At 34.1% G+C, this 12954-nt stretch carries 18 protein-coding genes; 13 read left to right on the top strand and 5 right to left on the bottom strand.

Annotated features, from left to right (window positions below; translation table 11 throughout):
* Positions 1–41: 41 nt before the first annotated feature.
* Positions 42–515, bottom strand: coding sequence for a TspO/MBR family protein (locus JO950_RS12055; protein ID WP_202702870.1), 474 nt, complete (start codon positions 513–515; stop codon positions 42–44).
* Positions 516–671: 156 nt separating this feature from the next.
* Here JO950_RS12055 and JO950_RS12050 point away from each other — a divergent pair, with 156 nt between their 5' ends.
* The 7 genes from JO950_RS12050 to JO950_RS12020 all read left to right on the top strand — a co-directional run bounded on the left by JO950_RS12050 (position 672) and on the right by JO950_RS12020 (position 5690).
* Complete coding sequence (locus JO950_RS12050) at positions 672–1760, top strand: diphosphomevalonate/mevalonate 3,5-bisphosphate decarboxylase family protein (RefSeq protein ID WP_202702869.1); 1089 nt, start codon at positions 672–674, stop codon at positions 1758–1760.
* A gap of 30 nt (positions 1761–1790) precedes the next feature.
* Complete coding sequence (locus tag JO950_RS12045; protein ID WP_202702868.1) at positions 1791–2009, top strand: hypothetical protein; 219 nt, start codon at positions 1791–1793, stop codon at positions 2007–2009.
* Positions 2010–2013: 4 nt separating this feature from the next.
* Positions 2014–2316, top strand: a complete 303-nt coding sequence (locus JO950_RS12040) for a type II toxin-antitoxin system RelE/ParE family toxin (RefSeq protein ID WP_202702867.1) — start codon at positions 2014–2016, stop codon at positions 2314–2316.
* A gap of 2 nt (positions 2317–2318) precedes the next feature.
* A complete protein-coding gene (locus tag JO950_RS12035; protein WP_202702866.1) occupies positions 2319–3257 on the top strand; it encodes a mevalonate kinase in 939 nt (312 codons plus the stop codon).
* A gap of 53 nt (positions 3258–3310) precedes the next feature.
* On the top strand, positions 3311–3538 hold the full coding sequence (locus JO950_RS12030; protein ID WP_202702865.1) for a hypothetical protein: 228 nt from the start codon (positions 3311–3313) through the stop codon (positions 3536–3538).
* A 91-nt stretch (positions 3539–3629) separates the two neighbouring features.
* Positions 3630–4586: a geranylgeranylglycerol-phosphate geranylgeranyltransferase gene (locus tag JO950_RS12025; protein ID WP_202702864.1), complete on the top strand. Its 957-nt coding sequence runs from the start codon at positions 3630–3632 to the stop codon at positions 4584–4586.
* A 195-nt stretch (positions 4587–4781) separates the two neighbouring features.
* Positions 4782–5690 (top strand): pseudouridine synthase, encoded by a 909-nt coding sequence (locus JO950_RS12020; RefSeq protein ID WP_017494756.1) that lies wholly within the window; start codon positions 4782–4784, stop codon positions 5688–5690.
* Between the two features lie 61 nt (positions 5691–5751).
* On the opposite strand, the gene JO950_RS12015 is transcribed toward JO950_RS12020, so the two are convergent.
* Both JO950_RS12015 and JO950_RS12010 read right to left on the bottom strand, forming a co-directional pair.
* Complete coding sequence (locus tag JO950_RS12015) at positions 5752–6354, bottom strand: DUF937 domain-containing protein (RefSeq protein WP_202702863.1); 603 nt, start codon at positions 6352–6354, stop codon at positions 5752–5754.
* Between the two features lie 280 nt (positions 6355–6634).
* Positions 6635–7135: a DUF456 domain-containing protein gene (locus tag JO950_RS12010; RefSeq protein ID WP_202702862.1), complete on the bottom strand. Its 501-nt coding sequence runs from the start codon at positions 7133–7135 to the stop codon at positions 6635–6637.
* A 201-nt stretch (positions 7136–7336) separates the two neighbouring features.
* On the opposite strand from JO950_RS12010, the gene JO950_RS12005 reads away from it, so the two are divergent.
* The gene (locus JO950_RS12005; RefSeq protein WP_202702861.1) at positions 7337–7567 is read left to right on the top strand and encodes a hypothetical protein; all 231 of its coding nucleotides are present in this window, start codon (positions 7337–7339) and stop codon (positions 7565–7567) included.
* Positions 7568–7614: 47 nt separating this feature from the next.
* Positions 7615–8100, top strand: coding sequence for a hypothetical protein (locus JO950_RS12000; RefSeq protein WP_202702860.1), 486 nt, complete (start codon positions 7615–7617; stop codon positions 8098–8100).
* A 28-nt stretch (positions 8101–8128) separates the two neighbouring features.
* Here the strand turns inward: JO950_RS12000 and JO950_RS11995 are convergent, their stop codons facing one another.
* Positions 8129–9232 (bottom strand): glycosyltransferase, encoded by a 1104-nt coding sequence (locus JO950_RS11995; RefSeq protein WP_202702859.1) that lies wholly within the window; start codon positions 9230–9232, stop codon positions 8129–8131.
* Positions 9229–10173, bottom strand: a complete 945-nt coding sequence (locus tag JO950_RS11990) for a lysylphosphatidylglycerol synthase domain-containing protein (RefSeq protein ID WP_202702858.1) — start codon at positions 10171–10173, stop codon at positions 9229–9231. The genes JO950_RS11995 and JO950_RS11990 overlap by 4 nt, the downstream gene beginning before the upstream one ends.
* Before the next feature lie 53 nt (positions 10174–10226).
* Between JO950_RS11990 and JO950_RS11985 the strand changes: the two genes are divergently transcribed.
* From JO950_RS11985 to JO950_RS11970, 4 genes are all read left to right on the top strand, one after another.
* Positions 10227–10787, top strand: a complete 561-nt coding sequence (locus JO950_RS11985) for a hypothetical protein (RefSeq protein WP_202702857.1) — start codon at positions 10227–10229, stop codon at positions 10785–10787.
* Between the two features lie 41 nt (positions 10788–10828).
* Complete coding sequence (gene ruvC, locus JO950_RS11980; RefSeq protein ID WP_202702856.1) at positions 10829–11383, top strand: crossover junction endodeoxyribonuclease RuvC; 555 nt, start codon at positions 10829–10831, stop codon at positions 11381–11383.
* A 111-nt stretch (positions 11384–11494) separates the two neighbouring features.
* Positions 11495–12658, top strand: coding sequence for a radical SAM family heme chaperone HemW (gene hemW / locus JO950_RS11975; RefSeq protein ID WP_202702855.1), 1164 nt, complete (start codon positions 11495–11497; stop codon positions 12656–12658).
* Positions 12659–12774: 116 nt separating this feature from the next.
* Positions 12775–12954 (top strand): GxxExxY protein (locus tag JO950_RS11970; protein ID WP_202702854.1); only part of this gene is annotated, 180 nt, incomplete at its 3' end.

Raw genomic sequence — 12954 nt, 5'->3', positions numbered from 1 at the left:
ACTTGAAACAAAAAAAGCTTGTAACCTGAAACTATAACCTATCAATTCAACCACCAGATACTGGCATTTAAAACTGCAGCAAATGCTACCCAAACCATATACGGAATCAATACATATCCGGCAATTTTATTGATTTTAATGAATTTCAGATACGTTTCATAAATCATCAGCCATAAAAGTACAATTTCAATTAGGGCAAGCATTGGGTTCTTTAATTCGAAGAACAAGTAAGACCAGATCGCGTTTAACGTCAGCTGAATTATGAAGAAACCTAAGGCCATTTTCACCGTCTCTTTCTGCTCTTTTATTTTATCCCAAACCAGTCCTGCTGCAACCGCCATCAAAATATAAAGCAGTGTCCAAACCGGCATAAAAATCCAATTAGGCGGATTAAAAGGAGGTTTTATAAGAGTAGGATACCATGTTTCAACACTTGGTCTTGTCACTATACTTGCAGAATACCCTACCATTAAACAAATAACTAATGCAATTGCAATTTTGGCTGCCTTGTTCATTTTACTATGATTTTTCACCAAAAATAATCAAAAAGAAGGCGTAAATCCTATAACTGCCCTTCAGTTTGTTATTAGTTGGTGCTTGACTTACATTTTCCAACAGAACTTATATGACGCAATATTTTAAAAACTATCTTTGCCAAAATTTTATAGTTCATGTTTACAGCAGCTGATTTTATTCCTAATACTTATACTTCATCCATCGAAAAAGGAAATTTTGAATGGAGCGCACCCAGCAATATTGCGTTAGTAAAATACTGGGGGAAAAAAGACAATCAGATTCCGGCAAATCCTTCAGTAAGTTTTACCCTTAAAAATTGTAAAACGATTACTAAGCTTGCTTTTTCGAAAAGAGAAAGTTCTCCCGCAAGTAATTTCTCCTTTGATTTACTTTTTGAAGGAAAACCAAAAGAAGACTTCAAACCAAAAATTCAAAAGTTTCTGGAACGAATTGAAATCTATTTACCTTTTCTGAAAGAGTATCATTTTACTATCGATACTCAAAATACCTTTCCACACAGTTCAGGAATTGCTTCATCGGCTTCTGGAATGGCAGCTTTAGCAATGAACTTTATGAATTTAGAGAAAGTATTAAATCCTGAAATGACAGAAGGCTATTTTTACCAGAAAGCTTCTTTTTTAGCCCGTTTGGGATCCGGAAGTGCCTGCAGAAGTGTAAAAGGAAATCTGGTAGCTTGGGGAAATCAGGCAAATATTAAAGGAAGTTCGGATTTATATGGGGTTGAATTCCCTTATACCGTTCACGAAAATTTCAACAACTATCAGGATACCATTTTACTGGTTGATAAAGGTGAAAAACAAGTTTCCAGTACTGTTGGACATGATTTAATGCACAATCATCCCTATGCCGAAAGACGTTTTGCTCAGGCACATGAAAATCTGGATCAGTTAATTACCATTTTTGAAAGCGGTAATCTGAACGAATTTATAAAAGTAGTTGAAAGTGAAGCATTGACATTACATGCCATGATGATGACTTCTATGCCCTACTATATTTTAATGAAACCGAACACCTTGCAAATCATTAATGCCATCTGGAAGTTCCGAAATGAGACTCAGATTCCGGTTTGCTTTACACTTGATGCCGGAGCAAATGTTCATGTTCTCTATCCCGAAAACGTTAGCGATAAAGTGCTACAATTTATTCAGGACGAATTAGTTGTATTTTGTCAGAATGGTCAGTACATTTGCGACGAAATTGGAGATGGTGCAATTGCATTGTAATTTTACGTATCTTTAATTAAAATTTTGATTATGGACATTCAATTAGAGAAACGCGAAGCAATCAATATGCTTCAAGAAACAAATGATCCTTCAATCATTAAGGCGGTCATCGAATTGTTGACCAAAAAGAAAAAAGATTGGTGGGATGATTTGACAGATGCTCAAAAAGCAGCTATTAAATTAGGAGAAGAACAAATTCAGAATGGTGAATTTTCCGATTTTGAAACGATGATAAAGAAACACATTTGAAAGAATGAGGCAAATTATAATTTCGGACCTCGCTCAATCAGCTATTGAAAATCTTCTAGAATATTTAGAAGTAAAATGGTCAGAGAGAATTCGGAAAAAATTTGCAACTAAACTATATCAAACCGTAAAAATTATTCAAGTAAACCCTGAAGCTTTTCCAATATCTGAAAGCAATAGGAAAGTACATAAATGTGTCGTTACAAAACAATCAACATTGTTCTATAAGTTCAATAATAAAAGAATTGAAATAATTGCTTTTCTCGACACCAGACAAGACCCAAATAAAATAAAGAAAGACATAAAATAATCATGAAAGGACCCTTATTTTACTCAAAAATATTACTCTTTGGAGAATACGGAATCATCCGCGACTCTAAAGGACTTTCTATTCCTTATAATTTTTACAACGGTGCTTTGAAAAAAACCGAAGAACCTTCGGCAGAAGCAATGGCATCCAACGCAAGCTTAAAACGTTTTGCAGCTTATCTTGAAACTTTACAAACAGAACAGCCGGATTTGGTTGCTTTTGATTTGACGGCTTTAAAGAATGATGTAGAAACCGGAATGTATTTCGATTCCAGTATTCCACAAGGATACGGAGTGGGAAGCAGTGGTGCACTTGTTGCTGCAATTTATGACAAATATGCTACTCATAAGATCACCGTTTTAGAAAATCTGACTCGCGAAAAACTATTACAATTAAAGAATATTTTCGCTCAAATGGAAAGTTTCTTCCACGGAAAGAGCTCTGGTTTAGATCCTTTAAACAGTTATTTAAGCATTCCTATTTTAATCAATTCGAAAGATAACATTGAAGCAACCGGAATTCCAACTCAGAGTTTTGATGGAAAAGGGGCTGTATTTTTATTAGATTCAGGAATTGTAGGCGAAACCGCTCCGATGGTTAACATTTTCATGGAAAGCCTGAAAGACAAAGGCTTCCGTACTATGCTTAAAAATCAGTTTGTAAAATATACCGATGCTTGTGTAGAAAACTTTTTACATGGTGACATGAAATCGTTGTTTACCAATACTAAAAAGCTATCAAAAGTCGTTTTAAACAACTTCAAACCAATGATTCCGGAACAATTTCATGGGATCTGGCAAAACGGAATTGATACGAACGACTACTATCTGAAACTTTGCGGTTCAGGAGGAGGCGGTTATATTCTGGGCTTTACCGAGGATTTGGAACGTGCCAAAGCATCTTTAAAAGATTATAAATTAGAAGTCGTTTATCAATTCTAAATCCTGTCTTTTAAAACTCGCTTTCTTTAAATAGACCTTAAAAGTTTAAACTTATGAATCGTATTTTAAAGATTATCAAAGCGACTTTTTCAGGAGGAATTCTATTTTTAACACCTTTAATTTTATTAGCGATACTTTTAGAAAAAGGATTTAATATTGTTCAAAAAATCACTGTTCACTACACGAAAGTAAAGTTTTCAGCATTGATTATTGAAGAAGCTGCTGTCATTGTCTTTATCTGCTCTGCAACAGGATCACAACTTTTCCTTTTCGGCTCCTGATGCTTCAAATTCGCAGGGAGCCTATTTATGTTTTGCAGAAGGAGAACCTAAAAACAAGTCTAGAATTAAAACCTGAAACCAAACTCAAAAAATGTTAAGCAGACAGCACAAACTTTTAGTAATGAAAATTGTTAGTTTGTTCTCCGTAGTGAGAGGCTATAACATCCCGATTATTGTTTTGGCTCAATACTTATCCTCTATTTTTATACTGGCACCGGAAAAAAGAGCACTGGATATTTTGTTGGATTTCAATTTATTTTTAATCGTTTTTGCTTCCGCAATCACTATTGCTTCAGGTTATATTATCAATAATTTCTACGACAGCCAAAAAGATTTAATCAACAGACCTAACAAATCAATGTTAGACAGATTAGTCAGTCAAAAAACAAAACTATCCGTTTATTTTACACTCAACTTCATTGCGGCCTTAATGGCGCTGATTGTATCCTGGCGTGCTTTTCTATTCTTTTCGGCATACATTTTCCTCATTTGGCTCTACTCTCATAAAATAAAAAAATACCCTATTGTTGGTAATCTCTGTGCGGCCTTCCTGGCAGTAGTTCCATTCTTTGCTATCCTGTTATATTTCTACAACAAAATTTCGTTTGAAGAAATCGAGAATCACATGAGTCATTTCATGGTTATTTCATCTCACGCGATTTTCTTGTTTTTATTGTTGCTCATTCGGGAAATGATAAAAGATCTGGAAAATCTCAAAGGTGATTTAGCTAACAATTACAGAACAATCCCAATTCTTTACAACGAAACGGTTTCCAAACAAATCATTACAGTTTTAACGATCCTGACAGTGGTTCCGGTTTACATTTTAATCAACATTTACGATGTGGGTTATATGGACATTTACTTTTATGTCTGTTTTGGCGTATTGCTATTTTTCCTGATTTATTTATGGAAATCAAACTCTAAGGAACAATTTTTACTATTACACAATGTCTTAAAATTCCTGATTGTTTCGGGAGTATTTTGCATCGTATTAATTAATCCAACTGTCTTATGGCATGGAAAAAATTTATTACTAAAATCTTAACGGTTTAATAGCTCATTTTTGCCCTTTGCTTTGCTTTCACATTGTAAAATCTTCATAGTGTAACTTTCAAAATGCTTAAAAAAAGACAATTGTAACACTCTTATAACTCTAAAAAACAACAGCTATCAATCTAAGAACAATGAACTTAGGATTATTTAGCAAGAATAAACTATCTTTGCACAAATTACAGAATTTATGAACAATAAGGAAGGCAATAATAAAAGAGGCGGTTCGAGACCAAATAGCTCAAGACCAAACTCTAACAAGCCAAAACCTCCTATGGCAAAACGTGCTCAAGGGCCGAAAAAGGTAAAACCTGCTGTGAAGGCTGCCGAAGAAGAAAAGGCGCAGAAAATTAAAAAACAGAATCAGGCTCCAAAAAGACAAAAAGCTTCAGACGAAATTCGTTTAAACAAATACATCTCAAATTCAGGTGTTTGTTCTCGTCGTGATGCCGATATATACATTCAGTCCGGAAATGTTAAAGTAAATGGAGTTCCGGTAACTGAAATGGGTTATTTAGTAAAATTAAATGATGTTGTAAATTTCGACGGCGTTACTTTGACTCCTGAAAAGAAAGAATACATCTTATTAAACAAACCTAAAAACTTTACCACTGCTCTTGACGAAGGTCAGGAATATCGTAATGTTTTAGAGTTAGTTCGTGGTTCTACAACGGCAAAAATTGCTCCGATTGGAAGAATGGACAAAAACACAACCGGTTTATTGCTGTTTACTAACGACACGGACATGATTCGTAAATTTACTTTACCAAATCAAAAATCATCTAAGATTTATCAGGTTTCTTTAGACAAAAACTTGAAATTTGAAGATTTAGAAAAAATAAGTAAAGGCTTAGTTCTTGACGGACACCGTGTTTTCGTAGAAGAAATCAGTTATATTGAAAAAGAAGCAAAAAGCGAAGTAGGTCTTAAATTACGTTCTTCGAATGTAAAAGTAGTACGTGCTATTTTCGAAAACTTTGACTATGATGTATTACGTATTGACCGTGTATCGTTTGCAGGTTTAACTAAAAAGAATTTACCGAGAGGTAACTGGCGTTTTTTAACTGACCAAGAAGTTATCAACTTGAAAAACGTATAAAAAACTACTCAAATTGATTTAAATACAAATCCTGTTTTACGCTGTAAGACGGGATTTTTTTTTAGAAGCTGAAAAAGTTATGACCGAATAAAGTAAAAATAGATCTTCCTATAGATTGGTTTTTTTCTTCTACTGTTTCGTAACAGGAAAAACCCAGGATAATTTTGATTCCGGGAGGAATACTGTTTAAAATATCTCTTTTTTGATCTTCTAAAAGCAATTTTAAACTCTCTACTATTTGGATATTATTCTTAAGATAAGAGACGACTAGTAAAGCAGAAAAGTTAAGAATCTCTCGGGCTGTTTCACTTTTGATTCCGACTTCGTTTGAAATCATTTCAGAAATCCTGCCTTTTTTATTGGTAAAAATTTCTTTCAGCAAACTATTCCCTTCTAATCGATAACAATCGTCAACGGATAAAATACGTCCTGATGTAAAATCGACTTCCTGATAGAAAGTGGAATCGTCCTGTATCATTGAAGTAATTCCTTTGTAAAAATCCGACTCCTCCGCCCTGTTGTACAACCCCATTAAAACCGTACCTATAGAAACATCAATTCCTTTAATTAAAAATGCATCATTTTCAAAATAAAACTTGTTCAACTTTGAAACAACATTAGAAGAAATAAAACGTCTAAGTTCAATTTGTAGGTTAGGAGTCATATTTAACTTATTTGAAATTATTTAAATCCATTAAAAATAATCGACGAAGTGAGGCTTTTTATCGTTTATCAGGATAAAAATATAAAATATTCTAACATTTCCAAAAAATAAGTTAAATGGTGAATTATTGCCTAAACAGTTGTTAAACATAAAAATCCCCAACCTCCAGTAAACATAACCCATTCGTTATCAAAACAAAGAAAAATCCTCTCAAAAAAAAATCACATTTTTTTGATAAAAAATTAAAAAATAAGAAAAAGCTTAAGGATAAATACGCGATTTAAAACAGTAATAAGCGATTTTGCCAGACAATGCTAATAAAAATACCCAGGAAAATAATGCAGCATAAAAAATTCACAAAACTCGAAGCCAAAAAGCCTAAAACAGATCCTGTTGCCGCTTTCAGTGCTCTTTGATGATTGGTCGAATCATAAATCAACTCTCCAACCAAAGCCCCTACAAAAGGCCCAATAATAACTCCAAAAGGAATAGGAGCAATAATACCTACAATTAAACCAATGTTAGTTCCCCACACGCCATACGAACTCCCTCCAAATTTTTTAGTCCCTTTTGCCGGGATGATATAATCAAGAATCGTAATTACAATCGTTAGAAAAAGGGTAATGCCTAAAACCCAATAATTGTTCTCAACTGCTTTGGTCAGGTACAGCAGTAACAGCCCCACCCAGCAAGACGACAATCCGGGTAATACAGGCAGAAAACTGCCAAAAATCCCAACAATCATGCATATAAATCCCAGCAACAACAATAGTAAATCCATATCTTTTTTTGTAAATTTGATCTACAAACTTTCTAAAGGAACAAGTTAATGCGTCAATTTTTGCAATTTATCTCCTGTAGTTTTCTGATCCTTGTCATCAATAGCAATTTGCATGCCCAAACTAAAACTCTCTCAATAAACGACAGACTTCTGCAAGACAGCATTTATAAAAGTAATAAGAAAAAAGTGCTCAACTTTTCGATGAAAGATTTTAATACTTTATTCTTCGAATATTTTAATCGAAAAAATGATCCAAATATTGTATTAAGCAAAACGGAGTACTACAATTACACCGTTCGTATTGCTGCTTTTTCTGACCGACTAGCTTCTTTATATCCTGAAGAAAAAGAAGTTGCGGCAAAAAACAAAGAAAAATGGCTGTCGGAAAATTATGAAGATTATTTGCAATTCAAAGCTTCTCAAAAAAAATAATTGTATTTTTATATTCTAATTTATTTATTCAATCCAACATCAAAGTCTTGAAGAAGCTTTTCCTTTTATTCGTAATTCTATTTTTCCATTCTTGTCAATATTTTGAGAAGAAGGTCCCGTCTGAAAAAGAATTACTTCAAAAAGAACTAAAATCGATTAACTGGAAAGAAGTTGATGAGTTTCCATCTGTTGCCAATTGCGAAAAAATTACCGATAAAAAGCAGCGTCAACAATGTTTTTTTGAGGTAATGGCACAACTTATTCAGGAAAAACTGGATATTGACACCCTTTCCATACTCTATCCCGAACTTGACACCATCGAAGTGAAAGTGACCGTTTTTCCAAACTCAACCATGAAATTCGAACCTCAATTTCCTAAAGATTCTGTTGCCTACGACACTATTAAAATTGATAGTATTCTACATGCCCGCCTGGTTGATTTCCCTAAAGTAAATCCGGCACTTAAACGCGGAATTCCGGTAAAAACACAATTTATCTTACCTGTTATTCTCAAGGCAAAAGAAAAAAAATAGTTGTTTTACCTATTAGTAGTAGAAGATTTTATTTCGTAAACTTTCTTCCCTTCCATTCATAAGAGCCAAACAAGCTGTACAAAGCCACAGCCGAACTGAAAAAAGGATATAACAAATTACTTAAGAACAAACTTTTTATTTTGTCTTTCACTAAAAAACGGTTCGTAGCATAGAGTAACATATAATCGATTGTGAATTTTGAAAAAGCCAACAAAACAAAGAAGTAATAAGGCAAAATCGAAAAAACAACACTACAAAACCCAACTACAAAACTCAGGTTTCCCAAGAAAACAATAAGACCTAATCGCTTTCCAAAGCTGCTTTGATACGAACTTGTTTTGGCCGCCCAACGAACCCTTTGATAAAATAAGGTCTTCCAGTCCTCCGTTGGTTTTGTGCTTACAATTGCATCCGTTGCCTTTAAATAATGTACTTCATCAGGAAATAAACCAACCGCTTTTTGCAGTAAAAACACATCATCTCCACTGGCAATTTTGCTATTCCCTTCAAATCCATTTAAATCTTCAAACAGCGATTTAGTATACGCAAAATTGGCTCCGTTGCACATAAAAGCACTTTGAAGTCCAAAACTTCCAATAGTAGCACCTTGCAGACTCGTTAAATCCAATTGCTGAAAATGGTGCAAAAAAGAGTTCTCGCATTCGTACGTTACAGCTCCTGCCAGCATCGAAACCTTATTTTGCTGAATATAATTATCAAATGTCAACAACCAATTCTCAGGCACCAGGCAATCAGCATCTGTAGTAACAACCCAATCCGTTTTCACCAATTGCATGGCCGTCGAGATAGCATCTTTTTTAGGAGAATTCGAAACCCGGATATTGTCGATTTGTGAAATGCGAAATTTGAAATTTGAAACTTGAAATTTCTTCTTAGAACTATCATCTACCAAAATAACTTCAAACAAATCATTAGGGTAATTCAGTTCTGAAAAACACCGCAAAAGATTAGGTAAGTTTTCTTCTTCATCCCGAAACGGAACTATAATCGTAAAGTTTGTTTGAGGTTTTAAACCTGCATTTTGGTACTTTCTTACTTTAAAAAATCCATAAATAAGCAAACCAATGGCAATCAAATAAATACCTAATATGGTAGACAAAACCCAAATCATTCTGCTGTTTTGGTCTTAAAATTTAGTACATAATAAGCTCCTATAACAACCGGTAAAACCACATTAAGAAACCACATCAGCGTGCTGATAAAAACTACAATCCACTCGTTTACCCCTAAAATTCCAAAGAAATAAATCGCAACACTTCCTTTTACCGCAAAATCCAGAAACTGAAAAGTAGGCAGTGACGAAGCCAGGAAGTAAACTACCGCAATGGTAGCAATTAAAGTAAAATAAGGCAAATCGACATCAAAAGCCAAGAACAAAAAGTAATACTGATGTGAAAAGACCAAATACCGTAAAATTCCTAAAACAATATTCTTACGGTGAACTGATTTTGGGATTTCGTTAATCTTATGTACTAATTTCTCGATCGAATATCCTTTAATTTTTATTTTCTTCACGGAAAACAAAACAACCAATAGCAACACAAAGCCCCCGAACAAAACAGCAACCGTTTGAGTTGTAATAATCTCATACTTGGCATTAAAATACAATAACCCAAAAACCCCAAAAATTACCGTTAAGATCATCTGGATTCCGTTGCAGATCAGGTTTAAGAAAATTACTTTTTTAGCGTCTGATTTCGAATAATACAAGGCTTTTCCGGCGTACTCTCCTACTCCGTTTGGCGTAAAAATTCCGGCTGTTAAAGCTGCCAATACCTGTTTTGTGGCTTCTCCTAAAGAAATCTCATGAATTACTTTAGCCAGATTTTGCCATTTCAGGATCTCGAAATAGCGGTTCAAAACACTCAAAAGCAATATAAACCCAATTCCTAAAACAGACTGATTTTTACGAAACAGCACAATGAATTTTTGCCAGTCCAATTGATCATTATGCGCCAACTGATTATAAATAAAGTAAAATGCACCACCTACAATCAAAAGTTTGATTAGAAGAACAAGGAATTGCTTAGCTTTGTGAGGAATTGAAATCATGTCGCAAAAGTAATCAATTTGAAAATGTGGCAATTTGAAAATTGGAAAATGAAATGTTAGAATCAGGAAATAAAAAACGAAATTTAATTAGCTCACTGGTAAATCATCATTTTTGCATAGAAAATGTAACAAAAAGCTCCATATTAGAGGTTTTAAAAGCATCAAATACCGAAGTTATAGAGTTTGATGAAAAATTTGATTGGTCTTTTTTATCTGATGAAAGTTCAAACAATACCACAAAACCATTTATGTTATTTGACCAAATTAATGAATGGAGTTATCTAATATGGAATGTTTGGGATTTTGAAGAAACAAAGCAAATGACCTTATTTCTTTCGAAAGAGCTTAACACAAAAGTTTATTATTTTTTCGTTGATCCATGGATCGCCACTTGCAGATGGGTTTTAGCAGATAACGGAACTCTTTTGACATCCTATTATGAAAGTCATGGTACAATTTTAAATAACGAAGATAATTCTGAAACCGAAAATATATTAAAACAAGAAGATGATTTCGAAGATAAGTTTTGGAATTTATACAACAGTATTTGTCAATCAATAGAAATACTGAATAAAGAACAAAATGTAATACTAACAAAGGGACATCTAAACTGATAAACTTTGAACGTGAAACATCAAACCTGAAACAAAAAAACTTGACAAAAGAACGCATCATATTAGGTATTGACCCCGGAACGACAATCATGGGTTTCGGATTAATTAAAGTCACCAATAAAAAAATGGAATTTCTGCAGCTTAACGAACTGCAATTATCCAAATACGACAATCATTACCAAAAATTAAGAATCATATTTGAGCGTACTATCGAACTTATAGAAACGCACCATCCTGACGAAATAGCGATTGAGGCTCCTTTCTTCGGCAAAAACGTTCAATCGATGCTGAAATTAGGGCGTGCACAGGGTGTCGCAATGGCAGCGGGACTCTCGAGAGGGATTCCCATCACTGAGTACGAACCTAAAAAGATCAAAATGGCGATTACCGGAAACGGAAATGCCAGTAAAGAACAGGTGGCAAAAATGCTCCAGCAGCTTCTTGGCCTGAAAGAATTACCCAAAAACCTCGACTCAACAGATGGTTTGGCGGCTGCCGTTTGTCATCATTTTAATTCCGGTAAAGTTATTGCCGGTAAAAGTTATTCGGGTTGGGATGCTTTTGTGAAACAGAATGAAGACAAAATCCGTAAATGAGGAAATGTGCCAATTTGATAATGAGATAATTTCTTATATTGAAAATATTAAATTATCAAATTATTTCACTTTCACATTATCTAATTTTCTAATTGACACATTATCTAATTAATGAGCGGCATCTACATCCATATCCCTTTTTGCAAGCAGGCTTGCCACTATTGCGACTTTCATTTTTCGACTTCAATGAAAAAGAAAGACGAGATGGTTTTGGCTTTAGCTAAAGAAATTATCCTGCGAAAAGATGAATTGAACCTTACGGACTCCGCTCGAAGCGACAATCAAATTGAAACTATTTATTTTGGCGGCGGGACCCCATCCGTTTTAAGTAATGCCGAAATCAACTTTTTAATCGAGACCATTTACAACCATTACAATGTTATAGAAAATCCGGAGATCACACTCGAAGCAAATCCCGACGATTTATCTCCTGAGCGAATTTTAGAATTATCAAAAAGCCCTATAAACCGTTTAAGCATTGGAATTCAGTCTTTTTATGAAGAAGATTTAAAGATGATGAACCGTGCTCATAATTCGGTGGAAGCGATAAATTGTTTGAAAGAAGCGACCAAATATTTCGATAACATTTCACTCGATCTGATCTATGGAATTCCCGGTCTGACTGACGAAATGTGGAAAAAAAATATTGAAACAGCGTTGTCCTTCGGGATTCCCCACATTTCGAGTTATGCCCTGACGGTAGAACCCAAAACAGCTTTAAAAAAACTAATTGACACCGGCAAAATTGCAGAACCACAAGACGAAGCGGCTTCCAGTCATTTTATGATTCTGGTGGACACACTTGAAAAAAATGGTTTTATTCACTACGAATTATCCAATTTTGGGAAGGAAGGTTACTTCTCCAAAAACAATTCCGCTTATTGGCTCGGCAAAAAATACATTGGAATTGGTCCTTCGGCTCATAGTTTTGATGGCCACAAAAGAGGCTGGAATGTGGCTAATAACGCTTTGTATCTAAAGGCAATTCAGCATAATGAACTTCCTATTGAAACGGAAATTCTGACTGTTTCAGATCGTTATAATGAATATATTATGACAGGGTTACGAACCATTTGGGGCGTTTCTCTGGAAAGAATTGAAAACGAATTCGGATCGGAATATTTGAATTATTTACTAAAACAATCTCAAAAATTCTTAACTGATGATTTGCTTTCAATTGAAAACAATATTCTTAGACCAACTTTAAAAGGAAAATTTTTAACGGATGGAATAGCTTCAGATTTATTTTATTTAAATTTGGAAGAAGAAGTTTAACCGCTAGGTTCGCTAAGGTTTACGCAAAGAGCGCAATTTAAGTAACGTAGGAATAAAATTACTTTTTTTTTGTTTTTTGTACTACATTTGAGCTTTAATATTCTAACTTAAAACTCATGTCAGAAAATGAATTATCGCGAATTGTGTTTAATTGTGCTTTAAAAGTTCATCAGACTTTGGGACCAGGACTTTTAGAAAGTGCTTATGAAGAATGTCTTTTTTATGAATTAAAAAAACTTGACTTATTCATTGAAAAGCAAAAAGCCCTACCTTTAATTTATGAAGAAGTAAAATTA

Origin of the sequence: Flavobacterium sp. UGB4466 (assembly GCF_903469665.1) — a bacterium.
GTDB classification, from domain to species: domain Bacteria; phylum Bacteroidota; class Bacteroidia; order Flavobacteriales; family Flavobacteriaceae; genus Flavobacterium; species Flavobacterium lipolyticum.
Note: the sequence above shows the minus strand (reverse complement) of the source record. Positions and strands in the feature narration are given on the sequence as shown.